Raw genomic sequence first — 26,475 nt, 5'->3', positions numbered from 1 at the left:
TTCCTTTCCGTCAAAGGGTGATCGTCGCGCGTGCCGGCAGGCCGAGCGGGATGGCCCGGCCGAGCTGGCGCACGCGGATGGAGAGCGCCGCCTGCGGCGCCCCGAAATCGGCAAGCTCCTGGACAACGGGATAGGTGAAGACCGGCGCGGGGGTCTCGACGCTGCGCACCGCTGTCTCGCCCGAGAGGATATCGAGACGGTAGGCCTCCACCGGCTCGTCGAGCGGGATCTCGGCAGCCAGCCAGCTGTCCGAATCGATCCGCCCGCGCCGGATCCACGAGAGGCGCACGGCACCGTCGAGGTTCCGCTGGCCGCGCAGATGCACCGGCGCCAGGGGCGTCAGCGCCCGGTCCCCGCCGGCAAAGACGAACGGTCCCGCCTGCCCCGGCGTCATGCCGACAGGCTCGACCAGCCAGTTCGATGGCCGCCCCACCTCCTCCACGTCGAGGCCGAGCGGCACGACGGCATCGTCCAGCACCACCGCCCGCGCGCCCGCTGCATGGCCGGACGCCATGGCGTCCTCCGTGCCATTGAGGGCACGCAGCAGCCCGGTGAGCCGCCACCGCCCCGGCGCGATCTCGCTCGCCCCGGCAAAGCCGATGATTTCCCAGGCCCCGTTGCCGGCCCTGATCGCAAGCCGGTTGGCACCGTTCAGCATGGCAAGCGTCTCGACCGCGGAAAGCCCGCCGGAGGGCAGGTCGAGCACGACCGCCCGCCCCGGATCGAACCGCCCGACGACGCCCGCCGCCAGCGGTGCGACCAACGTGCCGATCCGCGCCGGCCGGTCCAGCCGCACGCGGCTGCGGTAGCCCTCGCTGCCTCCGGAACTCGACACGATCATCGATCGCCACGGCTGCGCATAGGCTGCGACACGCGCAAAGTCCTGCGCCCCGCCCGACCCGAGGACCGGCAGATCGAGAAAAACGACGTCCGGCGCGAAGCCATCGCCCGGCCCCGGTCCCGCGCCGCCGACCGCCCGCCCGCGGCCGTCCAGCAGCAATGGCGCCGGGCTTTCCCCGGCCGCGATCGCCCGCGCCTCCACCTCACGCACCAGCCCGTCGGTGATGCCGGTGACGAGGAAGCGCCCTTCCGGCCCGTCGGCCAGCCGCACGATGTCGCCCGGCGTCACGCCCATCGCCGTCGGCGGCAGGCGGAAGGTGAGCCGCCGCTGCCCGGCCCGCTGGTCGCGGAGCGCCGCCTCGACGCTTGCCGCGGCCGCCCCCGCATGCAGCACCGCCGGCAGCGCCAGCCGCAACACGCGATCGTTCTCCCCCGCCATGCGGCGCGAGCGCGCCGTCACACGCGCATAGGTGCCCGAATCGTCGAAATGATCGAGGATCGCCTCGCCCGCAAAATCGCTGAGATGCCCGCGGCTCTCCTCGAACAGCGCCTCCTCCGGCCGTTCGGCAAGCACGCTGATCTGCGCCGGTGGCAATGCAGATTTCAGCCGCGAGCGGAAGACAAGCCTGCCGTTCGCCTCCAGCGCATCGATCTGGAACGCCTCCATCAGCGGCTCGATCAGGGCGCGCGCCGAGGTCTGGTCGGCCTGTACGAAACCGGAAAGATCCCCCGCGACGCCCGAGACGTCGAAATCGTGAAAACCGTGATCCTTCAGGATGGCCGCGATCACATCCGCCACCGTCCCGGCCCCGAGCCGCGCGTTCAGCCAGTGCCCGCGCTGCCAGTTGAGCCCGTCCGACCAGAGCGCCGTGTCCTCGGGAAAGGCCGGATAGGGCCGCGCATCCCAGGTCCAGACGAAGACATGGCCCGGATCGACCATGCCCGCCTCCGGCCCGCCGCCCTGCCACCAGCCGTGATGCACATCGAGAAAGCGCCGCTGAATGCTGTCATTGCGCGCGCCACCGGAATGATAGGGCAGCGCGTTTTCCGAACTCTTCGGATCGACGAAAACGTTCGGCTGGTTCGGCCCCTTGTCGACCGCCGGGCAGCCGAGTTCGGTGAACCAGATCGGCTTGGAACGCGGCACCCAGGCCGTGTGGCCAGAGAGTTCCGCTCCGCCCGGTCCCCGCTCGTAGTGGCGGTTGCCCCACCAGCTCTCGAGGTCCTTGTAGCGGAACACCCAGGGCTTTCCCGCCATGCCGTCGGTGATAAGCACACGCTCGCGCGCCACCCGCGCCGCCGCGTCGGGGTAATACCAGTCGAAACCTTCCCCGCCCGCGATCATGGCGCGCATGGCTGCCATGTCCTCGCAGTGGCGGAACCCGTCCGGATTGCCGGCCAGCGTGTCGGCATTCTGCCAGTCGGACAGCGGCATGTAGTTGTCGATGCCGACGGCATCGATCGCCGGGGACGCCCAGAGCGGGTCGAGATGGTAGCGCACCTCGCCGCTGCCGTCCGGCGGCTGGTAGCCGAAATATTCGCTCCAGTCCGCGCCGTAGGTGATCTTCGTACCCGGCCGGAGGATCGCCCGCACGTCGCCCGCAAGTGTGCCAAGCGCGTCGACGAAGGGAAAGGCCCCGCTCCCGTCGCGCAGCCATGTCAGCCCGCGCATTTCCGAGCCGATCAGGAACCCGTCCACCCCGCCGGCGGCCTCCGCCAGCAGCGCATAGTGCAGGATCAGCCGCCGGAACCCCTCGTCGCCGGTCGGCCCGGTGATCGTCTCGCCGGAAACGGCAAAACTCCCCGCCCCGGCCGCGCCGACGAATGCGTTCACCTGGTCGCGCGCCAAAACTGTCCCGTCGGCCGATGGCGGATGGCAGGTGACGCGCCCGCGCCAGGGATAGGGCGCCTGCCGCGCGCCGCCATAGGGATCCGGCAGCGTGTTGTCGATCGGCACGTCCATCATCAGGAACGGGTAGAGATAGACCTCGATCCCCCGCGCCTTCAGGTCGCGGATGGCCGCGATCACGCTCGCATCCGAGGGCGTGCCGCCATAGGCCGGCCGACCCTCGACCCGGCTCACCACATAGGCGTCTTCGCGTGCGATGCCGGAAACCGTCCATGGCTTGCTCTCCTCCTGCCGGGCGGATGCCTCCACCCCCGGCAGGATGCGGCACTGGCCGGCCCGAAGGTCCGTGCCGAACCAGGCAACCACCAGACCGACCCGTTCGAGGCCGGGGCACAGCGCCTGCAACTCGTCGATCGAGGCCACCCAGTCCGTCGCCGCCACCAGCGTGTTGCGGTTCATGTTGCGCGCCTTGCCGGCCGCGATCTTCTCCGTCACCAGTTGCGGGTCGTAGCCGTGTTCGCTCGAACCCGGAATGAGCGTCACCGCCCGCACCTTGCCCTCCAGCGAGCCGACCGGCCTCAGCACCTCGAACTGCAGGATGGGGATACGGTTGCCGAACGTGTCGAGCGGCAGCCGCTCGAAGACGACATAGGCAAGTCCGCGATAGGCCGGCGCATTGCCCGCCCCCTGCTTGGCGAGAATCAGCGGATCGGGCGCCTGGTCGGCGGTGCCGCGATGGACGCGCATCTCGATGCCTGTCAGGTCGATCTCCCGCCCATCCGCGAAGACGCGCCTTATGCCGGCGATCGGCCCCTCGCACACGCCGACGGCGAAATTGGCGAAGTAGCTGAAGGTCTCGACCCGCGGCCCGCTCGCCTTGCCGCCCGCGCGCTCGACGGAGACGTCCTCCTCGAAGCGCGTCGCCCAGATCAGCGTGCCGCCGACACGCGCCGTGCCGTAGACGCGGCTCATCGCCGTGCCTTCCTCGGCCCCCGGAACGCGCCCGTCGTTCAGCCGCGCGCCCGGGATCTTCGTCATGCCGCCCAGCAGCGAGCGGTCGACCGCCGAGCCCGCCAGCGCCCCGACGGCCCGGCCGAGCACGGCGCCGAACGGCCCGAAAAAGCCGCCGAGCGTCGCGCCCGCGGCCTGGAAGAGAAGTGTCGCCATGGATCAGGAAATCTCCGGAAAGCGGAAGACGCCGGCGATCCGCCGCCGCCATGCGGGCACGAGCGGCGATTCGATCACCGCCGCCTGCTCATAGGCATGGATGAAATGCGCGTCGGGCGCCGCGATGCCGGCATGTTTGGCCGCCACCCCTGCCCGCCAGCGAAAGATCAGGATATCGCCCGGCCGCAGCGCCGCCGCAGGCAGCGCCGCCCCGCAATGCCGTGCCGCCGCTTCCAGCAGCCGCTCCGCGCCCGCCCGCTCCGCCCAGTCCGCGGCATAGGCGCCTGGCATTTCCGGCTCCGCCCCGTAAAGCTCCCGCCAGACCCCGCGTACCAGCCCGAGGCAATCGCAACCGACCCCCTTCAGCGCGCCCTGATGCCGGTAGGGCGTGCCGATGAAGCTGCGGGCGATGGTGACGACGCGCGCGCCGGTATCCTGCCCCTCATCCCGCAGCATCTCACGCATAGAGCGGCCTCCCGTCATGCACCGTCTCGCCATCGGCATAGCCATAGGTGAAATCACTACCCGGCATGTGCGGAAAACCGCTAAAATTCAGCCCGTTGGAGAATTTCGCCTTGCAGGTGGCAAAGCGCTTGTCGCATCCCGCCGTCACCTGCATCGCGTCGCCCGCGACCACCCCGGCCGGCACCGGTAACCAGAAGGTCAGTTCGTCACCGCCCGAAACCTTGCGCTGGTCCTCGATATCCGCCGTCAGCCCCGCCGCAGCGCCGCTCGTGAAGGTGAGCACGCCGTAGCGGAAGAACCGCTCGGCAAAGCCGGACAGCCCGCTCACCCGCAGCCGCATGTCGTCGAGCACCGTGCCCACTGTCGCCGTCGCCCGGAAGGCCGGCGCCGCCACGTTCACACAGCACCGGCCGTCACCCAGCACCGCGTCGCAGCGATGCCCGTAGATGCGCCCGCGCACCTGGTCCAGCCGGTGCGTCAGCCGCCGCAGCTCCGCACGAAAAAGCCCGCCCTCGCGCCGCACCTCGCCGAGTTCGGCGGTACGCAACAGCAGCCTTTGGGCCGGGTCCTGCCAGTTGACCATATAGACCTCGACCTTCGCCCCGTCATAACGCCCGGCCGAAAGGTCCTCGGCGCGGATCGCCTCCGCCGAAAAGCCGCCTGAGAGATCGCCGCCCTCGGCCGAAAGCCCGTTGCCGTCCTCCGCCTCGCTCGCCTCGAAGCCGCTCGCAGCGAGATAGGAAAGCCCGCCGAAGGAGAGGTCGCGGTCATGATCGGTAAAGCCCATCACCACGCCGTCGCGCCGCGTCACCCGCCAGGCATGACAAAGCGTCGTCGCCTCACCGTCGAGATGCGCCTGCAACCCGTCCGGGATCGTCCTCATGGCCTTATCTCCACCAGCGGAATCGACGGGATGCGCCCCGCATCGAACTGCGCGAGATCGATATCGATGCGGTCCGTGTCGAAACGCACCGGCACGTCGAACGCGTAGCCGGCCCGGATGGCGCCCGAGGCCGGTATCTTGCCCGGCTTGAAGGTGACGACACCCGTTGCGTGGTTCACCGTATAGTCCGCCGCCGGCCGCAGGCTGCCCGCCACGGAGACGACCACCGTGCCCATGACCGGCTTGTCGATGGTCCGCACCGTCTCCCCGCCGGCATCCGCATAGCGCTTGACGAGCTGGAAGGCCGCCGTCGCGCCGTCCCCCGTGCCGATCTGCTGGTCCATGGCGCTCACCGTCCCGCCCGGCGCACAGGATTTGTGGTCCACCGGGTCATGGAAGCGGAAACCGTTGAACTGCCCCGCCCGTGCCTCGAAGAAGGCGAGCACCGCATAGAGATCCGCGACCGAGCGCACGCCCGAGCCCGCATCGTAACGCCGCCGCGCATCGTGCCAGCGGCGGTTGCGGTTCTCGCGCCCGTTGGAAAGGCTGACGATATCCGTACGCCGCACCGGCCCGCCGCTGGTGCCGAGCGCGACACGCAGCGGAAACCGCACCTCATGAAACCCCGCCATGCCTTCTCTCCGTAAATTCCCTAGCCCCTCGCCCTCACAAACTGCGCTGCCCGCGCCCCACGGCGCGTGTCAGCATGGCCGAGATCTGCCCCTCGGATTTGCGGAAACTCGCCGCATCCTGCGCCGTCACGTTGAAGACGATGCGCGCCCCGCCACCATCGCTCGCGACGCCCAGCGCCCCGTCCGGCCCGCGCTTCAAGGGCAGGATCGCCTCCGCCCCCGCCTCGCCCATCAGTCCGAGCCCGCCGCCCGTTCCGAAATAGGTCGGCGAGGCGACGACCCCACCCTTGGCGAAGGGCGTGGCGCCGTCGAGCAGCCCGGAAAGACCCGACGACAAAAACCCTTCCAGCGGCTTCAGCCCCACCGAAAGCGCAATGTCGCTCATGCGCAGCGCCAGCCCGCGCAGCACGCCCTCTAGCCCCTTGCCGTCGACGACCGCACCCTTCAGCGCATTGGTCAGCGCCGAGCCGAAGGAGCGTGAACGCGCCTCCAGGTCGTCGAAGACCGCCGAAAGCTGTCCGGCATCGTCGAGCGTGCCGGAAAGAGGTCTGTCATCCGCATCCGCCATGGTTCACTCCTTGTGGTCGGGAAAGGCGCGCATCAGCGCGGCTAGCGCATTGCGTCCGGGCGCCGACGGCACAGGCCGCAGCACACCGAGCGCGAAGGCCAGCTCGCGCGGCGTCATCGCCCAGAAATCCTTTGCAGAAAGCCGCATCCGGCAGAGCCCGGCATGGAGCACCGCCTCCCAGGGAAAGGCCGCCCTCTCGCCGTTCAGCCCGGATGCGGCCCCGGAGGGTTTTCCGGCCGCGCCTCCACGCCCGGCCCGAATGTCGCCTGCAGCAGTTCGGCCGCGATACGCGCAAAACCGGAGAGCCCGTCCGCCACCGCCATCGCGGAAACCTCCTCGTCGGAATAAAGATTGCCCCCACCCCGCAGCCCCGCGCCAAGAATGCGGATGAGATCGTCGGCCTTCAGCCGCCCGGAGGAGAAGCGTTCCGCCAGCCCCATTAGGCTGTCGGCGGCAAAGGCCGTCTCCAGCTCCGCCAGCGCACCGAGCGTCAGGCACAGCACGCGCCGCTCGCCGTCGAAGACGGCCTCGATCTCGCCGCGGTGCCGGTTCGCCCGCGCGCCCATCAGAGCGCCCCGAAGGTGAGGAGCCCGGCCGATTCCAGCGCGATCTCGAAGACCACTTCGCCGTCATGCGCGCCGGAATAGTCCAGCGCGGCGATCTGGAACGGCCCCGCGACCGTGCCGAAATCCGGGATCACGATCTGCCAGGCGACGATCGTGCCGGCAAAGAACAGCGCGCGCACCAGCGCGTCCGAAGCCTGGTCCTTGAAGATACCGGCGCCGGACAGGGCCGCGCGCTGCACGCCCGCCCCACCCAGCAGTTCGCGCCAGCGCCCCGCCGATTCCGCATCCGTCACATCGACAAGCTGCGCATTGAACGACAGCCGCTTCGAGCGCAGCCCCGCAACGGTGACGAAACCCGCCCCGTTGTCGATCTTGATGAGGAGCTCGCGCCCCTTCTGTGCCACCATGGCAAGGTCCTTTCCGAAAATGAGGTGTCAGGCATGCGGCTCCGTCACCGCCCGGAAGCGCATTTCCGCGCGGTGGAAGCGGGACTTGCCGTCACGGCGCAGCCGCGTATCGCGGTGGAAGAGCAGGACGAGATGGTGCCCGGCGATGACCAGCACCGCGTCGTCGAGCGCCGCGCGCACCGCCGCGGCAATCGCCTGCGCCTGCCGGTGCCCCGCCGCCTCGGACCAGGCCTCCAGCGTCACGATATGTTCCTCGCCCGCCTCGCTCGCCGTCGAATGGTCGGTGCTGTCGATGCCCGCGATGACAAGGAGCGGCGTCGCCGGCCCGTCGGGCCTGCGGTCGGTGATGCCGTTCGCCCCGACCAGCGCCGTCAGCGCCGCATCGCCGGAGAGCCTGGCGAAGATCGCCCTCTGCAGGGCCGATGCCGCGCTCATGGCCGGATCTCCTCGCAGTCGCAGAGCATGTAACGCCCCGTCTCGTCCGGATCGCGGAACGCATGGATGGCGAAGATCCGCGCCCCCTTCCGCAGCCGCATGCCGCCGGCAAGGTCGCCCCGGTGCCGCAGCCAGATGCGGTGCGTCACCGTCACCGGCAGCGTGCCCGCCGCCTCGTCCGCCCGTGCCGCCACCGGCTCGATCGCCGCCCAGAGCGTCGCCAGCGCCGCAAAGCCGCGTTCGGCGCCGCCCTGCCCGTCCGGCGTCTCGACCGGCCCCTCCAGCGTCAGCCGCGCCGAGAGCGCGCCGGGATCGATGATCCTTACCTTCGCCATCACAGCCTCCGCAGCCGGTAGGGCGCCACCAGCCGGTCGTAACCCGCCGGCACCGTGCCCGGCTGGTCCACCGGCGAAAGCACGCCGCGCAGCTCGAACATCGCCGCCACATGCATGAGCAGCGCCCGCTTCAGCCCGTCCGGTACGTTCGCGCCGCTTTCGCCAAAGCCGGCGGTGAAATCGATCTCGATGCCGTTGAGCGCGCGGTCCGTATCCGGGCGCGCCGGCAGTAGCAGCCGCGCCGGGCGCGCCGCGCCGTCGAGCCGGTAGCCGGTCACATCGGCAGCGACCGGCAGCCCGGTCGCATCATAAACCGTCACCATCTCAATGGTTTGCACCGGCCCTCTGGCAATCTGAATCACCCGCGTCTCGGGCCAGTCGTCGAGATAGAGCCGCAAGGGTCGCGCAATCAGGCAAAGCCCCGTCGTGGCCTCCAGATATTCGCGTGCCGCGCGGATCAGCGCGGATACGAGCGCATCCTCGTCGGCGGCGTCGAGGCGCAGATGCGCCTTCGCCTCGGCAAGCGTCACCGGCTCCACGGCCGGCGGCAGCAGTTCGGCAATGGTCATGATCGTCCTTCGCGATGGAGAAAGGGATGCGGGCGCGGCCGGGAGGAAACCGCGCCCGCCGGCACCGGCAGCAGGAAACGCCCGCCGGTGCGAGAAAGAGGAAAACAGTGCGGCACCACCCTTCGCCCCGCCTGCGGGGAGAAGGTGCCGGCAGGCGGATAAGGGGCGGCCGCACCGCGGCATCGGTTCGTGCGATCACCGCTCACCCCGCCCCCCTCCCGCAAGCGAGGAGAGAGGAGACCGTCAGCTCGCCGCGAACTTCACCAGCTTGATCGCCTCGAAATTCTGCACCCCGCCGCCGACGCGCTTGGTCGTGTAGAACAGCACATAGGGCTTGGCCGAGTAGGGATCGCGCAGCACGCGCACACCGGTGCGGTCGACGACGAGGTAACCGGCGCGGAAATCGCCGAAGGCGATGGAGAGGCTGTCGGCCGCGATGTCAGGCATGTCCTCGGCCTCGGCGATGGCAAAGCCGAGCAGCGAGGCCGCCTGCCCCGCCGAAGCCGGCGGACGCCAGAGATAGTTGCCGTCCGCATCCTTGAACTTGCGGATCTGGCCCTGCGTCTTGCGGTTCATTACGAAGGTGCCGTTCTGCCGGTGCCCCGCCTTCAGCGAATAGACCGTGTCGAACAGCGTGTCGGAGGGGTTCGAGGCCTTGAAGGCCCCGGCCGCGCCCGTCGCGATATAGCCGATATTGCCCCAGCTCCAGCCCGCGTCGGCGACAGCCGTGTAGCCGAGGAACCCCTTCGGCTTGTTGGTGCCGTCGCCGGAAACGAAGGCGGTGCCCTCCTGCTCGGCGAAGACCATGTCGATCTCCGAGGCGATCCACCCCTCGACGTCCACCGCCGCATCGTCGAGCAGCGCGGCGGTCGCCGCCGGCATGGCGTAGAGCTCCATGGTCGGGAAGGAGAGTTCGGCAAGCTGCGCATTGCCCGTCTGCGGCCGCGCGGCGGTTTCCGCCACCCAGCCCGCCGCCATGCCGCCCGTCGCAAACGGCTTCTTCAGTACCGTGCCGGAGACCTGGCGCACGGTCGCGAGCGACCGGATCGGCGAGACGGCGGAAAGCCGGCGGCCGATCTCCGTGTCGGTCTCCGGTGGCACGAGATACCCGCCGTCCGCCGCCGAGCCGACCGACATGGCCTTGCCCTCCAGCGCCCTGAGCGCGCTCTCGTCGCCGCGCCGCATATAGGCGGAAAAGGCCGCCTTGTGCTCGCTCGCCTCCAGGCTGCCCTCGCCGCCGAGCGCCGGGCGCGCCTTCTTCAGCGCCAGCTGGTCGATGACGCGCTTGTGCTCGTCCATCGCGCGGTTGATGCGATCCACCTTGTCGCGCGTCACCACGTCGGCGGTCAGTTTCTGCTCGATCTCGCCGAGCCGGCGGTCGTTCGTCGCCTTGAAGGCCTCGAAGGCCTCCATGAAGTCGTCGAAGGCGGCGGTCATCGTTTCCGGCACGGCCTTGATTTCCGGCGCGGTCTTCTGGGTCTCCATGCTGTCTTCCTTTCGGGTTGGCATTTCCAGCCGACGCGAAACCGCTTCGGCGTCGGACACTGCGGTAAAACAAACGCCTAGCGTTTCATCATCCGGGCCGCCCGGCGCATGATGCGCACCAGCTCGGTCTCCCGGTCGCGGAACCACCGCGCGTTCTTCACGTTCGACACCCGCGCCGAGGGCAGCATGGGAAAGGTGACGATCGAGATCTCCCAGAGGTCGGCCTCCAGGATGCGGCGCACGCCGCTCGCCCGGTCGGTCTTCGAGCGCACGGTCTGGAAACCGATGGAAAGCCCGTCGAGCGCGCCCGACTTCATGAGGTTCAGCACCTCGCGGGCCCGCGCCACGCCGGGCGAAAGCACGCCCTCGACATAGAGCCCGCGGCCGTCCTCGCGGATCGTCCGCCAACGCCCGAGCGGTTCGGCCGGGTCGTGCTGGAACAGCATGCGCACGCCCGATGGCCCGCGCTTTTCCAGCGAACGGGCAAAGGCACCCGGCGCGATCGCATCCTTGCTGAGGTCCACCTCGCCGAAGAGGCTCGCATAGCCGGAAAACACCCCGTCGCCGGAAACGCCGGCAAGCGTCAGATCGGCATATTTCTTCGTCCGCCAGACCGGCAGGTCGTCGGTGATCATGGTCGTCTCCGATGATGTGAAGGGGGCGAATGGCGAATTGGGAACAGCGCGCGGGAAAATGAATTCCCGGCCCACATCGACCTCCATTCGCTATTCCAAATTCCCTACTCGCTGTTCGCGGCTCGCTAACGCCGCATCCGCTCCGCCAGCCGCGCCAGCACGCCCAGCCCCCACCAGGCCGAAAGGCTGGCCGCCGCCGAGCCGGTCAGCAGCACCTCCACCGGCCCGAGATAGCCGGCAATGCCGAGCCGCACGGCGATCCACAGCCCGGTGGGCCCGCCGAAGACGAGGCCGCAGGCAAGCCCGGTGAAGAACCGGCACGCCGCCTCGCGGCGGCTCTTGGGCAGGAGATAGATGAGCGAAACGGCCGCGCCCGCGGACGCGCCGATCAGCCGGGCCGTCCAAAGCCCGCCGTCGTTTCCGAAGTCAGCCATTGTTAAGCCTTTCAGATTATTATCGAAATCCGAGCCATCAGACCGCACGCCGCCAAAACCGCCGGCTTTCCGAGAAGGAAGGCCGGGCCGATCAGTGGGTCTTTTGAATCCCTTGCCGCGCTTTGCTGGAAAACCGATTCAAGGTTTTCACAAGTCGGGTGCGGCACTCCGCAAAGTGATTCACATGCGCAGTGCAACCAATTAATTTTCCTGGAGAAAGCAGCTATCCCGGCCCCTCACCCCAACCCTCTCCCCGCAAGCGGGGAGAGGGGACTTGCCTCACGAACGGTCATTGACCGGGGAAGCCGGCGCGGCATATCCCCTTCGCCCCGCTTGCGGGGAGAAGGTGGCCGGCAGGCCGGATGAGGGGCAGGCATCCCCGCCCCCCTCAATACCCCACCGCCCCCCGCTTCTCCTCGTCCGTCAAAAACCCCGCCGCGCCCACCCGGGCCCAGAGTTCCGAGCGCTCGTCCGCCAGCCCGCTCACCTGATCGAGATCCGGCACCAGCCGCAATGCGTCGCGCTCGGCAAACCACCCCGCAAAAGCCGCCGCCGTGCGCTGCACCAGCGGCAGCACGGTGAGCCGCCAGAAGGCGCGGTTGGCCTCCTGGTAATTGGCATAGGTCGCATCGCCGGGAATACCGATCAGCATGGGCGGCACGCCGAAGGCGAGCGCGATGTCGCGCGCCGCGCCGTTCTTCGCCGCGACGAAATCCATCTCGCGCGGGGAAAGCCCCATCGCCTTCCAGTCGAGCCCGCCTTCCAGCAACATCGGCCGTCCGGCCCGCGCCGGCCCGGAATAGCCCTCCTCCAGCTCCGACTTCAGCCGGCCATACTGGTCGGGCGTCAGGTTGCCGCCCTCCTTCGGCTGATAGACCAGCGCGCCGGAAGGCCGCGCCGAATTGTCGAGCAGCGCCTTGTTCCAGATGGCCGCGGCATTGGAGAGGTCGAGCGCCATGGACGCCGCCTCGAGCGGCGCAAAGCCGAGCTGGTCGTCGAGCGGATGGAACAGGCGCAGATGCAGGATCGCCTGCCCCTCGCCCGCAGGGTGGCGGCGCACATGCCCGCCTGCGCGGTACTCATAGGCCTCCGCCCAGCCGTCCCGCCCCTCGATGATGCGCACTCTGTCGGGCCTCAGCAAATGAAGTTCGCGCAGGCCCTCGCCCACCCGAACGCCCTCCACGAAGGCATTGCCGGACAGCAGAAGGTGGCCGTAGAGCGTCTCGAAGAAATCCGCACCCGCCTGGCGCCCGTTCGGCCGCGACAACAGCAAGAGCAAGGGCTCGTCCGGCCGCTCCGCCTCGCCCTGATAGGCAAGCCAGGGCACCGAGGCCGCCGCCTCCGCGATCATGCGCACGGCACGGTGCGCCACCGGGTTCTTCATGAACCCCTCGCGCGACAGCGAGGCATAGGAGCGGGACGACCAGTGCGCCCGGCCTTCGGCCGTCAGCGCGAAAAAGCCCGACGCCTTGGTCTCGGCCGGCCCTGTCCGTCGCCGCGAAAAAAAGGATGGTAGCTTCATGATGTCCTCGGTTGTTTGCGAGGCCCAGTGAACGGCCGCCCCTTCATCCGGCCGCCGTCACCTTTTCCCCGCAAGTGGGAAGAAGGGCCATGTGGAAAGGTCCGTTGCCCCTGAAAGACCAATCGTCGAAGAAAAGCTTGCCTCACCCCCTTCGCCCCGCTTGCGGGGAGAAGGGGCGGCAGCCGGATGAGGGACCAGCCGCTGAGATCTACCCGCCCAGCGCCGAAAAAAACGCCCGCCCGTAGCCCGCCACCTTCTCCGCCCGGTCGCGCCCGTTGACGATCCGCCGCGCGCCGGTCCAGTCGGCCCGCGCACCGGTAAAATGATCGTCGAGCCGCTGCCCGGTAAACACCCCGCGCAGCATGCCGACGAAGAGGATCTCGACGGAGACCGCCATCTCCATCGCCCGTTCCGGCCGCGCAAGAAGATCGATGCCGGTCAGTTCCGCCAGCCGCGCATAGTTGCGCCGGTGGGTGATCTGCACGAGCCCGCGCCCGAGCCAGCTCCTCCCCAAAGCATCGCGCCGCCAGTAGGGCGCGGAAACCTGCGGCAGCCGCCCGGCGGCAAAGGCCCGGTCCAGCCTGTCGATCGCCTCCCCGTCCGTCGCCGCGAAGGTCTCGCGCACCGGCTGCAGGCGCCCGCCCGTCTCGTGATGGGCCGTCGCCAGCATATAGGCGAGGAAGCGCAGGTCCTCCGTCTCGCCGCCCTGCTCGAACCGGTCGAGCAGGGCCGTCAGCCCCGCCACCTGCGTCCTTGCCAGCCGGCCGCCGTACAGCGTCCCGCGCACCGCATCGAAAAAGGCCTTGCGATCGATCGCCATCTCAAATCCCCCGCACCCGCGGCTCGCCTGCCCGCTCCAGCACCAGCGCCGTCAGCGCCCAGACCAGCGCGTCGAGCCGGTCCGGCGAGCGCCCGGAGGACAGCCCGTCCGGCCCGAAATCGCACATCTGGTCCTCCAGCTCGGCAAAGGCGGCCGCATGGACCACCCGCCCCTGCTCGTAGAGCGCCGCCACCGGCTCGGCGCGCAGGAATTTTCCGCGCGTCGCCCGCACGCTCGTCACCGGCAGGTTGACATCGATGCTTCTCAGCATCGCGCTCACCATGTCGCCGCCCTGGTTCACCTCGGCGACCACCCGGTCCGCGTCGAAGCGGCGGAAGGCACGCACCACGGCGCCCGCCCAGCCGGCCGGGCTCGCGCCCGTCACCGAGCAGTCGGCGAGCACCACGGCCCGTCCTGCCTCGTCCAGCCCCGCAACGACGATGCCGCAGACGGAGGCCGCCGAGGCCGTCGCCGGCGGGTCGACCGCCACGACGATGCGCGACAGTGGCCCGGGATTGCGCTGGCGGAGTGCCTCCAGCCGCGCCCGGTTCCACAGCGCGTCCTCGCGGTCGGCAATCAGCTCGCCGTCCAGCTCCTGCCGCCCCAGCCGCGTGCCGCCATAGCGCTCGGCCATCGCAACAAGAAAGCCTGGCGAGAGATTGCCGGCATTGTCGTCGGTGCGGATGCGCCGCACCGCGGTCTTCGGATCGCCCGCCAGCGCCCGCAGCAGCGGCACCGGTCGCGGTGTCGTCGTCACCAGCACGCGCGGATCGTCCCCGAGGCGCAGGCCGAATTGCAGCATGTCCCAGGTCTCCTGCGCATGTTTCCATTTGCCGAGCTCGTCGCACCAGGCGAAGTGGAACTGCGGCCCGCGCAGGCTCTCCGGATCCTCGGAGGAGAAGATCTGCGCGATCGAGCCGTTCGGCCAGACGAGCCGCCGCCGCGAGGCCTCGAATTCCGGTCGCGCCCGCCCGGCGATCCGGCAGATGCCCGATACCCCGTCGATCATCACCTCGCGCGCGTCGCCCAGCGTCTCGGCCACCAGCGCGATGCGCAGGTCCGCCGTCCCGCTGGCGATCGCCTGCACCCATTCGGCGCCCGCCCGCGTCTTGCCCGATCCGCGCCCGCCCATCAGCAGCCACACCCGCCAGTCGCCGTCCGGTGGCATCTGGGCGAGGCGGTAGCGAAGGTGCCAGGCCTGCAACTGGTGCAGGCTGGTCGGCACGATCGCCGCCCCGCGGACAGGCTCCATTCCTTTGGCCTTGCCCCTCATCCCCCTGCCGGGACCTTCTCCCCGCAGGCGGGGAGAAGGGGATGGGGCCAGGGTTTCCTCCCCATCAGGAGCAAGAGGAATGGAACAATCGAGCGCCTGTTCCCCCTTCTCCCCGCCTGCGGGGAGAAGGTCCCGGCAGGGGGATGAGGGGCAGGCCTCAGATGGGGGGCAAGCCTCGCCGCCCGTCCGCCCCAAAATCCCCGCCTCCAGCGCATCGGCCTCGATCGAAAACGCCGTCCGCCCGCGCTTGTCCTCGATCATCCTCAAACCCGCCGCCGCCGTCCGCATATCCGCGTCGAATTTTTTCCCGATACTCCGGCAGGCGCGCCGTGCCCTACGGTTCGCTTTCCGCAAGCGCGGCAGCATCGCCGCCAATCCCGGGCTTTGGCCCGAGCCCACGCATCCAGTCTTCCTTCGCCGCATTCAACCGTTCCTTCACGCGGTCTTCGACAAGCCGGTCGAACTCCGCCGCCAGCGCCGCCGCGTCCTCGTCACCGTCGGTGGCAGCGTCCGCCTCCGCCCGCGCCGTGAGCAGCGTGCGCTGCAGGCTGTCGATCTTCTCCAGCGTGCGCACGATCAGCGAGACCGCCTCGATCGCGGCCTTGGCGTCCGCCTGCGCTTGCTTGCGGAACGCCTCGTCCTGCGGCGCATCCGCATCCGCCTCGGCCAGCACCTTCTGGCTCTGGAAGCGCTGGAAACGCTCGCGCAGCTCCTTGGTCATCTCGAAGAGCATGGCCTGCATGTCGAGAAACGGATCGAGCGGCGCCTCGGCCTTGATGTCGAGCATCAGTGCCGCCCCGCCCTCGAGGCCGGCCCGTTGCTCCACCAGCCCGTCATAGACCGCCGGCACCGGAGAGACGCCGAAGAGATCGAGATCGATCGCCAGATCCGTTTCCATGCCCATCCCCCAAATGAAAAGGCGCCCGGTCCGAAGGGAACGAGCGCCTGTCAATAAATTCCTGTGTCCGGATGCAGCAAGCCGGCCGCGGGCGAAGATCGCCGCTCTCCCAGCCTCCGGGAAAACCGGGCCGGATCTCTCCGCCCGCACCTTTCCGACTATGCCACAACCCTACCAGACGACCGTGACGCCGTCAAGGACTATTTTCCTATTTCCGGCAAAATCTTTTCGGCCAGCCGAAAGGGTGGTACCCTTCCACCATGATATCCGACGATCTCGTGGTCATGGCCCTCGGCATGCCGGGGGCGCGCGAAAGTGCTCATTTCGGCAAGCGCGACTTCCGGGTGGGCGAGAAGGTGTTCATGACCCTGCCGGAGGCCGGCCGGGCGGTTCTGAAGTTCACGCCGGACCAGCAGGCGCTGGTCATGGAGACGGATCCCGGCCTCTGCGCGCCGGTGCCGGGCGGCTGGGGCCTCAAGGGCTGGACCTCGCTCTATTTCGACGGCGCGGACGGCGCGCGGGTGCGTGAACTGATCGACACCGCCTGGCGCAACGTGGCGCCGAAGAAGCTCGTGGCGGCCCGGCTGCACTGAACCGTCGTTACTTCCCCTCGCCCACTTCCAGCGGCCAGGTCACGAGGTAGTCCTCGTAGTCGTCGACATCGATGCCCTCCTCGCTCACCGTGCGCCCGCGGGCGGAAATGCCGGCCTGGTGCACGGTGTCGGGATCGCCGGAAACCAGCGGGTGCCACCAGTAGAGGTCCTCGCCGTCGCGGATGAGCCGATAGCCGCAGGTCGGCGGAAGCCAGGAGATCTTCGCCACGCTCTCCACCGTCAGCCGGATGCAGTCGGGCACGGTCGCCTGCCGGTTCTCGTAGTCCGAGCATCGACAGCTTTCCCCGTCGAGCAGCACGCAGCGGATTGAGGTCCAGGCGATCTCGCCCGTATCCCAGTCCTCCAGCTTGTTGAGGCAACAGAGCCCGCAGCCGTCGCACAGGCTTTCCCATTCCGGATCGGTCATCTCGGCAAGGGTCTTTGTCTTCCAGAACGGCTGACCGTCCGGCTTTTCGGCACTGGTGATCGTCATGCCCGACCCCTGAACCCCTTGGCGGCAAAGGTCAAGGGCCCCGCCGCCAGGACCAATCGACATTCAGTTCAGGCCGCGCCGAAAATGGTGCTTTTCCAAGACCCGGAGCGCAGCGTACTTTCGGTAGGTGAGCACCGAAAGCTGGAAAAGCGCCATTTGCAGGCCGGCTTGGGCTGAAGGGCGATTGGTCCTAACCGTTCCGCGCGAAATCCGTTCTGTTGCCTTCAAAAGACTGATATCCTCACCGAATAAACCCGTGGTGAGAGGACGTTAACCCAACGCAGGCAGGCTGCGACCCGCCCCCGCCAAAGGTATGCGAACCGTGGAAGACGACAGCCAGACGCCGAAAAGACCCCGCCGCCGCAAGCGGCATATCTTCCTGCGCATCGATTCCTGGATCGATTCCACGGTCTGGAATGCCGGCTTTCGCTTGGGCGAGATCTGGGAGGAGATCACCATCTTCTCCCGCCGCTTCCACGTCAAAGGCTGGAAGAAGGCCGTCTTCGAGGTTGCCGGCGAAGGGATGAATCTCGGCACGGCCGGCTTCATCCTGCTGCTCGCGCTTGCCCTTCCCGCCTTCGAGGAAACCAAGGGCAACTGGCGCGCCCAGAGCGACTTCGCCGTCACATTCCTCGATCGCTACGGCAACGAGATCGGCCACCGCGGCATCATCCATGAAGATTCCGTGCCGATCGACGAACTGCCCGACCACCTGATCAAGGCGGTGCTGGCGACGGAGGACCGCCGCTTCTTCAGCCATTTCGGCATCGATTTCCTCGGCCTTGCCCGCGCCATGAACGAGAATGCGCGCGCCGGCGGCGTCGTGCAGGGCGGCTCGACGCTCACCCAGCAGCTCGCCAAAAACCTGTTCCTTTCCAACGAGCGCACCATCGAACGCAAGATCAAGGAGGCCTTCCTCGCCCTCTGGCTGGAGGCCAACCTTTCGAAGAAGGAGATCCTGCGCCTCTATCTCGACCGCGCCTATATGGGCGGCGGCACCTTTGGCGCGGCCGCGGCGGCACAATTCTACTTCGGCAAGAACGTCACCGACGTGAACCTTGCCGAATCCGCCATGCTCGCTGGCCTCTTCAAGGCCCCCGCCCGCTACGCCCCGCATGTCAACCTGCCCGCCGCCCGCGCCCGCGCCAACGAGGTTTTGACCAATCTCGTGCAGGGCGGCCTGATGACCGAGGGCCAGGTCATCGCCGCACGACGCAACCCCGCCACCGTCATCGACCGCAACGAGAAGACGGCGCCGGACTTCTTCCTCGACTGGGCCTTCGACGAGGTGCAGCGCATCGCCAAACCCTTCGCACAGCATTCCCTTGTCGTGCGCACGACCATCGACATGGGCCTGCAGGCCGCCGCCGATGAGGCGGTGGAAAGCGGCCTTCGCCAGTATGGCGAGAGCTACCGCGTCAAGCAGGGTGCGCTGGTCATGGTGGAAAACGGCGGCGCGGTGCGCGCCATGGTCGGCGGGCGCGACTACGGCGAAAGCCAGTTCAATCGCGCCACACGGGCGCTGCGCCAGCCGGGCTCGTCCTTCAAGGCCTATACCTACGCTGCCGCCATGGAATCGGGCATGACGCCGGAGACGACCATCGTCGATGCGCCGATCAGCTGGGGCGGCTGGTCGCCGCAGAACTACGGCCGCAGCTATGCCGGCCGCATGACGCTGATGACGGCGCTCGCCAAATCCATCAACACCGTGCCCGTGCGCCTTGCCAAGGACAAGCTCGGCACCAAGCGTATCGCCGAAATGGCAAAAGCCATGGGCGTCGAGACGCCGATCCGCACCGACAAGACCATGCCGCTCGGCACCTCCGAGGTCACCGTGCTCGACCAGGCGACCGGCTATGCGGTCTTCCCCGCCGGCGGTTTCCAGTCGCGCCGCCACGGCATCAGCCAGATCCTCAACTACGACGGCGACATCCTCTACGATTTCGGCCGCGACGAGCCAGCGGCAAAGGAAGTCTTGTCCGAACAGGCCGTGTCGTCGATGAACCGCATCCTCGTCACCATCCCGGTGAGCGGCACGGCGCGGCGCGGCGCGCTCGACCGCGGCATCGTCTCGGGCGGCAAGACGGGCACCACCCAGGCCTATCGCGACGCCTGGTATGTCGGCTTCACCGGCAACTACACGACCGCCGTCTGGTTCGGCAACGACGACTATACCTCGACGAACAACATGACCGGCGGCTCGCTGCCCGCCATGACCTTCAAGCGCCTGATGGATTATGCCCACCAGGGCATCGAGCTGCGTCCCATTCCGGGCATCGAGAACCCCCTGCCGGACGGCAAGGCGGCAAGCGAGGTGGCGGCGACATCGAGCGACGAGAACGCGCTGCCCGCGCTCGTGCGCCCGCGTTCGCTCTCCACCGACGTGACGAAGCTGCTGAAAGACGTCGCCCGCGAACTCGGTGCGGCGAAGGCGCTGAAGGCCGATGGCCGGGTCGCCGCGCTCGACGGAGCGCTTGACCTTGCTCCGGCGAACCGCACAGAGTGACGGCAACCTGATTCCAACGGTCGATCGCCTTGTTCCGCACGCCCCTCGTCATCGCCACAGCGCTCGCCGTCGCCTTCGGCCTCGGCATATTGAGCTCGATCTACGCGCTGCGCGCCACGGTCGGCTTCGGTGCCATCGCGCTCGGGCCCTGGACCGCCTTCCCCGCCGCCCAGACGGTCGATGCCGACCCCTATGCAAAAGCCCACCGGGCGCGCGACGGCAAGCTGCTGCTCGGCGGTGCCGAAGGCCTGACCTTCACCGCCGCCACCGACAGCGAGAGCCGCACGCTGGTGGAAAACTGCCGTTACGAGATCCGCGGCATCACCCCGCCGGCGCGCCTCTGGACGCTGCATGCGGCGGACCGCAACGGCAACCCGCTTGAGGACGCCCGGCCCGGCCTGCCAACCGGCCTCAACGCCTGGTCGGTGCTGCGCGCCGCCGACAGCAATTTCTCCATCCGCATCGCCTCCTCGGCAACGCCGGGCAACTGGCTGGCCGTGCCGCAGGGCAAGGCGCCGTTCCTGCTGGTCATGACGCTGCTCGACACGCCGACCGCCGGCAGTTCCGGGGTCATCGACCTTGCCATGCCCGGCATAACACGGCTGGACTGCGCCGATGCGTAGCTTCCTCTATGCCATCGCCGTCGGCCTCGTCGGCGCGGCGCTGCTGCACATCGTCATCATCCTCTCGCTGCCGAGCTTCACCGGCCGCGACGCCTATACCCGCGTGCAGGCCTTCGGCGAGGCGAACCGCTTTTTCCCGCTGGCGGGAAGCAGCGATTCCCTCGCCCCGATCAACGACGACCCGGCGATGAAGACGGCGGTCTGCGCCTTTTCCGTGGAGACCGGGCCGATCCGGCTGTTTGCCGAGGGCGATGTGCCCTTCTGGTCGCTCGCCGTCTATGACAGCGCCTCCAACGAGGTGTTCAGCATGAACGACCGCACCTCGGTCAGCGGCGCACTCGATACGCTGATCGCAACGCCCATCCAGCTCATCGGCATCCGCAAGGCCGTGCCGGCCGAGCTGGAGCAGTCTATCCTCGTCGAGATGCGCGGCGAGGAAGGCTATGCCGTGCTGCGCACCTTCGTGCCGACACAAAGCCGCGAGGAAGCGGCGACCGCCTTCCTGGCGGATGCCAGCTGCGAGCCGTTTGCAGCGGAACAATAGGAAGGATCGCTCCGAAGGGAGCCTTGTGACGCGGGGCCTTTGCCCGCGAAGGCCGTTCAGGCCCGTTCAAGCCATGCGCGGCGGCCGCACGCGCAGCTCCAGCGCTGCACCGGGCAGCGACCGGAAGAGGATCAGGGCCGGCGGGCGGTGTCCTGAACACCCTGCTTTGCCGCCTTGCCGCGGGCCGCCAGCATGGCGGGCGTCAGGCGTTCGTATCTTACGCCGGTGAAGAGAAGAACCTGGGCCGGAGCCGCACGGCGAATGGTGTCGCGACGCGGCGTTCGCGCGAGCCATTCCTTCAATCGTACCACGTCTGCCATTCTCGCCTCCAAAAGAAGAATCGAGACGGATGAAGCACTCCTACAAATCTCACCCTGCCCGTTTCAACGGGCCGGTGCATCCGGTTCCGTCACCCCCGGACGCGACATGAGATCGATGTCTCCCCAGTCGCATACGGGTGGAAAACGGCGATACGGGACCAGAAGTTTCCCATTCACGGGAATGTGTCTGGCGACCGTCCGGTATCCGGAACATCGCACCTTTCCCTCGCGGAACGGCGGGCGCCTGCCGGCGGATCCACCGTTCACATGATCGAATCATAACACGTCCATCGCAATAGACGAGCCGATCCATGTCCCTAAAACTAGCGACTATCGGGTTAACATGCTGTTAACACTAGCGTGAAGCGGGCGTGTTCGCTGTTCCCTGCGGCACAGGGCAGGCCTGCGGACGAGGAAAGCGGGGCCTGTCCCGATGCGGCACGCGGCCGGTCTGCAACCCCGGCGGCACCACCTTGTAAACATTGCGGTTTCCGCGCGAGCAAGGTTAACGCCTTGCTAACGCTTTTCCTCTACTTTTCATGAACGATTGAGAAGCGGCAAGGGGCTGCCGTTCCGGGGAATAACGGGTGTTTCGTGGCGGACAGGTTTCGCGAACTGGAGAGACCGCAGGCGGGGCGGCCGAAGGACATCGTGCTGATGGCCACGGTCTCCAGCTTCGAGAGCCTGCGTTTTCCATCCCGCTCGGACCTGCGCCAGTTCGGTGAACTCTTCGAACCGCTCTACAGCGCCTCCAGCGAGGAAGCCCGCCGGCAATCCGTCGCCGCGCTCTCCCGCTGCCCGCAGGTGCCGGACGAAACCGCCCTCTTCATCGCCACGCAGCCGATCGGCGTCGCCGCCATTTTCCTCATGGGCTCAAAGGCCATCGCCGATCGCACGCTGATGCATGTGCTGCGCGCCGCCAGCCCCGAACATGCCCGCGCCATCGGCCGGCGGGACGACCTTTCCCCCGCCATGGTCGAGGCGCTGGTCGCAAGCCACCAGGATCATGCCAGCCGCAGGGCCGGCGAGGATCGCGAGGCGTCGCTGAAGGAAGCGGCAAGGCTGGAGCGGGAAGAACAGATCCGCGAGGAGTTGCGGGCCCTGGTGCGCGCCGCGACGCCTGCGGTCGAAGCACCGCCGACGCTAGAGCCGGCGACGGAGGTCCATCACGCGCTGTTCGTGCGGTTTGCCCGCGCGGGCGAGGCCGGCATGCTGGCCGTCACGCTCGCCGACGCGCTCGGCGCCAGCCAGTGGCTGTCCGAGCGTATCCTTCTCGATGTGTCCGGAAGGCAGCTCGCCGAGACGCTGCTGGCGCTCGACGTGCCGGAGGAAGACAGCCTGTACGTGCTGGCGAAAATCTACCCTCACCTCGCCGAAGGCGGTGCGGCGGCCCTGCTTTCGGCGCTAGACCCGGCCGAGGCGATCGACCGTGTCGAAAGCTGGCAGCGGGCGGACAGCTACACGAATGGCAATGGCCTGCCGAAGGCGGCCAACGGCGGCGACGCGAAGTCGAATGGGCAGGATAACCACGACAGGTCCTCCGAAGCCGCACGGCACCGCGCCGCCGGCTAATTTCCTCTATTAGAAAATCCGGCGCCGCGCCGGTACGCGAATCGTCGCGCCTTCGTTGCGCTCGGCCGAGAGCGCGGCCAGCATGGTGACGACGAACATTCCCGAAATCAGCAGTGCAAGAGCGGGCAGCACGATAAACATGGCGTTTCTCCGAGGGTTCGACACAGGCCATCGCCTGTGTGGCTCCCTTTTCCCACGCGCCGCGCCGCTGCGATGTTCCCGCGGGAACAGGCCCTCAGAACAGGAAGTCGCCCTTGTCGAGCGCGCGCAGCGCAACGTGCTCCAGAGTCAGCATGTCGTTGCCGGCGCGGATCACCACGTCGTCGCCGCGCTGAACGGCATGGTTCGTCATCAGGTCGTCAAAGCCGGTGATTTCGGCATGGCCGGAAAAATCCACCCGGTCCGTGCCCGGCGTGAAATCCGCCACCCTGTCACGCCCGGTCCCCTTGGCGAACAGGAAGACATCCTTCCCGCTGCCGCCGATGAGCGTGTCGTTGCCCTTGCCGCCGTCGAGAATGTCGTTTCCGCCGCCACCCGAGAGCGTGTTTGCGCCGCTGTTGCCGATGAGCACATTGGCAAGCCCGTTGCCCGTGCCGCTCATGCCGGCCTTGCCGAGCAGGATGAGCTTTTCGAGATTGGCACCGAGCGTGTAGCTGACGGTGGACTGCACCGTATCGGTGCCACCGCCCGCCTTCTCGACGAGCTTCAGCCGGGCATCCCCGACGATATAGGTGTCGTTCCCCTTGCCGCCCGCCACCGTGCCGGTCACCTTGCCGCCGCGCGTGTCGAACGTGTCGTTGCCCGCCCCGAGATCCACCGAACCGCGGATCGTACCGTTATTGGTGACGATCTCGCTGCCGTTGCCGCCCTTCAGCGCCAGGCCCTCCGCCTTCAGCGATCCATTGTTGGCGAAGGTGTTGAGCCCCTTGCCGAGGAGGGCGACCGCAATGCCCTTCGTCGCCGTGATCGCGCCGTTGTTCGCCACCGTCGCGCCGGCCCCGTCGCTGAAGATGCCGGCTGCGCCCTTCAGCGTGCCGTTGTTCATCACCTGCGCGTGCGCGCCGCCGATATCGACAGCCTCGCCGGCCGTTGTCGTTATCGCCTTGTGATTGGCGAAATTGACCTTTGCCCCGTCGAGCCGGATGCCGCCCTTCGCCGCGGAAATCGTACCGTTGTTCGCCACCACCGCATTGGCGCCAGTGATCACCACGCCCTCGTCGGCACGCGAAAGGACCTTGCCGTTGTTGGTGACGACGGCGCCCGCGCCCGACACCGTCAGCCCGTCGCGGTAGGCGTCCAGCGTGCCGCTGTTGGTCACGATCGCCGCAAGGCCGGCGCTGCGAATGCCGTCATCGGCCGTCGACTGGATGAACCCGTAATTGGTGATGATCGCCTTGGCGCCCGAGACCGTGACGGCATCGCCTGCGCTTTTCACGGTGCCGTGGTTGGTGACCAGCGCCTCGCCGCCCGCCACCTTCAGCCCGGTCCCACCGGAGGACAGCACGGAGCCCCGATTGGTGATGCTGGCGCCCGCTCCGCTGAAATGGCCGGCCGCCGCATCGCCTGAAAGCGTGCCCTGGTTGGAAAAGACAAGCCCGCCGCCGCTCGCGGAAAGGCCGGTCAGCGCCGCGGAAACCACCCCGTTCGCCTTGATCGCGACGGTCCCGGCGTCGCTCCCCAGCGTGCCAGCCCCGAGCACGACGGCATGTCCCGCCGTGGAGCGGACCGTTCCGTCGACGACGAGCATGCGTCCGGCGAAAGCCCCGCCCGCGTCGACGGCAAGGCCGGCCGTGGTTATGGAAATGCCGGGCGCGACGATCCACTGGCTGCCCGCCTCGCGTGCGACGAGGGTCGATGTCCGATCCTCGAGAATGTCGTATTTGCTCATGTCTTTCCGGCGCCCGTCATCGGCATGGCCACGTCCTGCGGCAGCCCCGCCGCCTGTCGAACGGCGGGATGCGTCTCGTTTTCGGGAGGGTTCCAACGCATGCGAGGGGCCTGCCCGCCGGAACCGCCATACCGCACTTCCTGCAAAAAATCCGTTTCACCCGGATCGGCACGGCCGGTTTCCGCCCGCAGGCTTAACGTCGGAAGAACCCGTCGTCCTTCGGCTCGGCTCCTGCGAATTCGATGAGGTCATCGAGCGCGTCCGCCTCGATCGACACGACCCAGAGATCGCCGTCAAAGCGCCGCTCCCGCGCCAGCGCATCGGCAACGGCCGCCGCCTCGACCCGCTCCAACCGCGCCTCGAAGCGCCGGAGCCCGCTCTCCTCGGCCTCGAAGACACTCTGCGGCGCCGGCCCATACAGGCTCTCCGTCCCGTCGCGGAACACCTGCCGCACGAACACCGCCCCCGCCTCCTCCGCGCCCTTCACCTCGACAGCCGCAAAATCGCCGCGGGCGAAGACGCGGCGCATCAGGGCGGACACGAAGATATCGGAGCGAAGGCGCATGGCCGCGGCATACACGGCACGGCGCGGCGGGGCAATGGCGAAGGCTGGCGAGCCCCGCATCAGGGCCGCCGGGAAAAGCCCCGCCTCACACGCGGATCGCCAGCCGCAGCCCGCCCCAGTGGCGACCGTTGACGGTTATGGGGGCGGAGATGTCCTTCATCAGCACGAACTGGCCGCCGCCCATGTCGCGGCGATAGGTCTGCACGAGGAAGGGTTCGGTGCTGCGCCCGGCGGCGAGCCCCACCCGGTCGTTGAAGATCCGGCGATTGCGGCAGTTGGCGGTGTTCCAGGCCGGATCGCCCGGCCGTTGCGCTTCGGAGAATTTTCGGTTGTGCGTCGGCAGGTATCCCTGGTCGTCGATCGCCGCGCAGAAGGCGATGCGGCCGTCCGCGGCCACCGCCGGCTCCTGGATATCGGGCAGAACGCGGTCGGTGAAATCGGTGAAGCGCGTCGTCATCTGCACCGGGTCGGTGCCAGGGATCGGCCGGTACTGCCGGTCGAACAGGGCCTCAATGCCCATCTCGCCGCTGCGGATGGCGGCCGAAAAGCGCGCCGAGACCTTGTCGGCCAGTTGCTGCACGAGGCGGATGTAGGGGCTGTCCGGCGTCTCGATCCCGCGCTCGCCGTCGCCTGGATGATGCGCTCGGAAATCGCCACCACCTCGCCGACCTTGCCGGACGCGCCCTGCAGCGTCCCGTTGGAGCGGATGATCTCGGCCGAGGCCGCACCGATCGAGCGGGCGAAATCGCTGCATTCCCGGTCCACCGCACCCGTCGTCGCGGCAAGCGCCGAGGCGCTGTCGAGGATCTTCGACATGACCTGTTCGACGCCGGCAAAGGAACCCTGGACCTCGGACGCCGTCACCTTGACGCCCTCGGCGGAAACACGCGCGCCCTCGCCCGCCGCCTCCAGCCGGTCGATGCGGGCGCGCAGTTCCTGCAGCGTCTTCTGGATGGAGGCCGTCGTGCTGGAGGTCTCGAGCGACAGCGCCCGCACCTCCGCCGCCACGACCGCAAAACCCTTGCCCGCCTCACCCGCACGCGCCGCCTCGATGGCCGCGTTCAGCGCCAGGAGGTTCGTCTGCCGGGCGATGGTGCCGATGGCGTCGGCCAGCCGGCCGACATCGGCAAGCGCGCCGGAAAAGGCCGAGATTTCCGTGCCGATCTCGTTGGAGGCCGTCACCATGTGGTCGATGGCGGCGATCGAGCCGTCGAGCTGCACCGCCTGCTCGCCCAGCACGCGGCGGGCGCTCGCGGCCAGCTGGTCCGTCTCGCCGAGCGAGCGGGCAATGTCGCCATTGGCGCTGGCGATCGCCGTCGCCGACTGGGTCAGCCGGGTGAAGAGTGCCGCGTGCTCGCGCGACTGGGCGGCGGTGTCCTGGATGGAGCCGGCGATATCGACGAGATGCAGGCCGAGGTCCGAGGCTTCGGCGGCCAGCGACCCGACGACCCGCCGCAGCGCAGCCCCATCGGCTGGCGCCGGCTTCTCGTCCTCTTCCCAGATATGCGCAGTCTCACGCAAGGCAGCGTTGGACATGGTTCGACAATCCTCCCGGTGATCGACGGATCATCGGGCGGACATGGTTAAC

General features: G+C 68.3%; 28 protein-coding genes and 1 pseudogene. 5 read left to right on the top strand and 24 right to left on the bottom strand.

Annotated features, from left to right (window positions below):
- Positions 1-10: 10 nt before the first annotated feature.
- From P9A16_RS09500 to P9A16_RS09415, 18 genes are all read right to left on the bottom strand, one after another.
- Positions 11-3,856, bottom strand: a complete 3,846-nt coding sequence (locus P9A16_RS09500; protein WP_024270726.1) for a baseplate multidomain protein megatron — start codon at positions 3,854-3,856, stop codon at positions 11-13.
- Positions 3,857-3,859: 3 nt separating this feature from the next.
- The gene (locus P9A16_RS09495) at positions 3,860-4,312 is read right to left on the bottom strand and encodes an NlpC/P60 family protein (protein ID WP_037407746.1); all 453 of its coding nucleotides are present in this window, start codon (positions 4,310-4,312) and stop codon (positions 3,860-3,862) included.
- Position 4,313: 1 nt separating this feature from the next.
- The gene (locus P9A16_RS09490) at positions 4,314-5,204 is read right to left on the bottom strand and encodes a DUF2163 domain-containing protein (protein ID WP_023517236.1); all 891 of its coding nucleotides are present in this window, start codon (positions 5,202-5,204) and stop codon (positions 4,314-4,316) included.
- Positions 5,201-5,836 carry a DUF2460 domain-containing protein gene (locus tag P9A16_RS09485; protein WP_023517235.1) on the bottom strand — a complete coding sequence of 212 codons (636 nt, stop codon included), beginning with the start codon at positions 5,834-5,836 and terminating at the stop codon, positions 5,201-5,203. The genes P9A16_RS09490 and P9A16_RS09485 overlap by 4 nt, the downstream gene beginning before the upstream one ends.
- 34 nt (positions 5,837-5,870) lie before the next feature.
- The gene (locus tag P9A16_RS09480) at positions 5,871-6,404 is read right to left on the bottom strand and encodes a phage tail tape measure protein (protein ID WP_023517234.1); all 534 of its coding nucleotides are present in this window, start codon (positions 6,402-6,404) and stop codon (positions 5,871-5,873) included.
- Between the two features lie 3 nt (positions 6,405-6,407).
- Positions 6,408-6,611: a rcc01693 family protein gene (locus P9A16_RS09475; RefSeq protein ID WP_037407745.1), complete on the bottom strand. Its 204-nt coding sequence runs from the start codon at positions 6,609-6,611 to the stop codon at positions 6,408-6,410.
- Positions 6,608-6,970, bottom strand: a complete 363-nt coding sequence (locus P9A16_RS09470) for a gene transfer agent family protein (protein ID WP_024270724.1) — start codon at positions 6,968-6,970, stop codon at positions 6,608-6,610. The genes P9A16_RS09475 and P9A16_RS09470 overlap by 4 nt, the downstream gene beginning before the upstream one ends.
- A complete protein-coding gene (locus P9A16_RS09465) occupies positions 6,970-7,377 on the bottom strand; it encodes a phage major tail protein, TP901-1 family (RefSeq protein WP_023517496.1) in 408 nt (135 codons plus the stop codon). The genes P9A16_RS09470 and P9A16_RS09465 overlap by 1 nt, the downstream gene beginning before the upstream one ends.
- A gap of 27 nt (positions 7,378-7,404) precedes the next feature.
- Positions 7,405-7,812 carry a DUF3168 domain-containing protein gene (locus P9A16_RS09460; RefSeq protein WP_023517495.1) on the bottom strand — a complete coding sequence of 136 codons (408 nt, stop codon included), beginning with the start codon at positions 7,810-7,812 and terminating at the stop codon, positions 7,405-7,407.
- Complete coding sequence (locus tag P9A16_RS09455) at positions 7,809-8,147, bottom strand: phage head closure protein (RefSeq protein ID WP_024270723.1); 339 nt, start codon at positions 8,145-8,147, stop codon at positions 7,809-7,811. The genes P9A16_RS09460 and P9A16_RS09455 overlap by 4 nt, the downstream gene beginning before the upstream one ends.
- Complete coding sequence (locus tag P9A16_RS09450) at positions 8,147-8,716, bottom strand: head-tail connector protein (RefSeq protein WP_024270722.1); 570 nt, start codon at positions 8,714-8,716, stop codon at positions 8,147-8,149. The genes P9A16_RS09455 and P9A16_RS09450 overlap by 1 nt, the downstream gene beginning before the upstream one ends.
- A 243-nt stretch (positions 8,717-8,959) precedes the next feature.
- Entirely contained in the window at positions 8,960-10,201 is a 1,242-nt protein-coding gene (locus P9A16_RS09445; RefSeq protein ID WP_024270095.1) for a phage major capsid protein, read from the bottom strand.
- 77 nt (positions 10,202-10,278) lie between these two features.
- The gene (locus tag P9A16_RS09440) at positions 10,279-10,836 is read right to left on the bottom strand and encodes an HK97 family phage prohead protease (protein ID WP_023517458.1); all 558 of its coding nucleotides are present in this window, start codon (positions 10,834-10,836) and stop codon (positions 10,279-10,281) included.
- 125 nt (positions 10,837-10,961) lie between these two features.
- On the bottom strand, positions 10,962-11,270 hold the full coding sequence (locus P9A16_RS09435) for a DUF6107 family protein (RefSeq protein ID WP_023517457.1): 309 nt from the start codon (positions 11,268-11,270) through the stop codon (positions 10,962-10,964).
- Between the two features lie 388 nt (positions 11,271-11,658).
- On the bottom strand, positions 11,659-12,792 hold the full coding sequence (locus P9A16_RS09430; RefSeq protein ID WP_037408480.1) for a phage portal protein: 1,134 nt from the start codon (positions 12,790-12,792) through the stop codon (positions 11,659-11,661).
- Positions 12,793-13,000: 208 nt separating this feature from the next.
- The gene (locus P9A16_RS09425) at positions 13,001-13,612 is read right to left on the bottom strand and encodes a chitinase (protein ID WP_024271088.1); all 612 of its coding nucleotides are present in this window, start codon (positions 13,610-13,612) and stop codon (positions 13,001-13,003) included.
- A 1-nt stretch (position 13,613) separates the two neighbouring features.
- Positions 13,614-14,864 (bottom strand): terminase large subunit domain-containing protein, encoded by a 1,251-nt coding sequence (locus tag P9A16_RS09420; RefSeq protein ID WP_081870689.1) that lies wholly within the window; start codon positions 14,862-14,864, stop codon positions 13,614-13,616.
- 355 nt (positions 14,865-15,219) lie between these two features.
- Positions 15,220-15,783, bottom strand: coding sequence for a hypothetical protein (locus P9A16_RS09415; protein ID WP_024270252.1), 564 nt, complete (start codon positions 15,781-15,783; stop codon positions 15,220-15,222).
- 260 nt (positions 15,784-16,043) lie between these two features.
- Between P9A16_RS09415 and P9A16_RS09410 the strand changes: the two genes are divergently transcribed.
- Entirely contained in the window at positions 16,044-16,376 is a 333-nt protein-coding gene (locus P9A16_RS09410) for an MmcQ/YjbR family DNA-binding protein (protein ID WP_023514008.1), read from the top strand.
- A gap of 7 nt (positions 16,377-16,383) precedes the next feature.
- Here the strand turns inward: P9A16_RS09410 and P9A16_RS09405 are convergent, their stop codons facing one another.
- Complete coding sequence (locus P9A16_RS09405) at positions 16,384-16,869, bottom strand: YcgN family cysteine cluster protein (protein WP_023514007.1); 486 nt, start codon at positions 16,867-16,869, stop codon at positions 16,384-16,386.
- A gap of 322 nt (positions 16,870-17,191) precedes the next feature.
- Between P9A16_RS09405 and P9A16_RS09400 the strand changes: the two genes are divergently transcribed.
- Genes P9A16_RS09400 through P9A16_RS09390 form a run of 3 tightly spaced genes read left to right on the top strand, consistent with a single transcriptional unit; the run spans position 17,192 to position 20,542 of the window.
- A complete protein-coding gene (locus P9A16_RS09400; protein ID WP_024270253.1) occupies positions 17,192-19,375 on the top strand; it encodes a transglycosylase domain-containing protein in 2,184 nt (727 codons plus the stop codon).
- A gap of 29 nt (positions 19,376-19,404) precedes the next feature.
- The gene (locus tag P9A16_RS09395; protein WP_023514005.1) at positions 19,405-19,998 is read left to right on the top strand and encodes a DUF1214 domain-containing protein; all 594 of its coding nucleotides are present in this window, start codon (positions 19,405-19,407) and stop codon (positions 19,996-19,998) included.
- Positions 19,991-20,542 carry a DUF1254 domain-containing protein gene (locus P9A16_RS09390; protein ID WP_023514004.1) on the top strand — a complete coding sequence of 184 codons (552 nt, stop codon included), beginning with the start codon at positions 19,991-19,993 and terminating at the stop codon, positions 20,540-20,542. The genes P9A16_RS09395 and P9A16_RS09390 overlap by 8 nt, the downstream gene beginning before the upstream one ends.
- Before the next feature lie 131 nt (positions 20,543-20,673).
- Here the strand turns inward: P9A16_RS09390 and P9A16_RS09385 are convergent, their stop codons facing one another.
- The gene (locus tag P9A16_RS09385) at positions 20,674-20,862 is read right to left on the bottom strand and encodes a hypothetical protein (RefSeq protein WP_023514003.1); all 189 of its coding nucleotides are present in this window, start codon (positions 20,860-20,862) and stop codon (positions 20,674-20,676) included.
- 594 nt (positions 20,863-21,456) lie between these two features.
- Here P9A16_RS09385 and P9A16_RS09380 point away from each other — a divergent pair.
- Positions 21,457-22,434: a DUF2336 domain-containing protein gene (locus P9A16_RS09380; RefSeq protein WP_050743546.1), complete on the top strand. Its 978-nt coding sequence runs from the start codon at positions 21,457-21,459 to the stop codon at positions 22,432-22,434.
- Between the two features lie 9 nt (positions 22,435-22,443).
- Here the strand turns inward: P9A16_RS09380 and P9A16_RS09375 are convergent, their stop codons facing one another.
- From P9A16_RS09375 to P9A16_RS09360, 4 genes and pseudogenes are all read right to left on the bottom strand, one after another.
- Positions 22,444-22,575: a hypothetical protein gene (locus tag P9A16_RS09375; protein WP_023514001.1), complete on the bottom strand. Its 132-nt coding sequence runs from the start codon at positions 22,573-22,575 to the stop codon at positions 22,444-22,446.
- 94 nt (positions 22,576-22,669) lie between these two features.
- Positions 22,670-24,322, bottom strand: coding sequence for a hypothetical protein (locus tag P9A16_RS09370; protein ID WP_050743545.1), 1,653 nt, complete (start codon positions 24,320-24,322; stop codon positions 22,670-22,672).
- A gap of 193 nt (positions 24,323-24,515) precedes the next feature.
- Positions 24,516-24,887 carry a DUF1491 family protein gene (locus tag P9A16_RS09365; RefSeq protein ID WP_037406084.1) on the bottom strand — a complete coding sequence of 124 codons (372 nt, stop codon included), beginning with the start codon at positions 24,885-24,887 and terminating at the stop codon, positions 24,516-24,518.
- Between the two features lie 85 nt (positions 24,888-24,972).
- A pseudogene (locus tag P9A16_RS09360) lies at positions 24,973-26,423 on the bottom strand (methyl-accepting chemotaxis protein).
- Between the last annotated feature and the right edge of the window lie 52 nt (positions 26,424-26,475).

The organism is Shinella sp. 838, assembly GCF_029623935.1.
In the GTDB taxonomy this organism is placed as follows: domain Bacteria; phylum Pseudomonadota; class Alphaproteobacteria; order Rhizobiales; family Rhizobiaceae; genus Shinella.
Note: the sequence above shows the minus strand (reverse complement) of the source record. Positions and strands in the feature narration are given on the sequence as shown.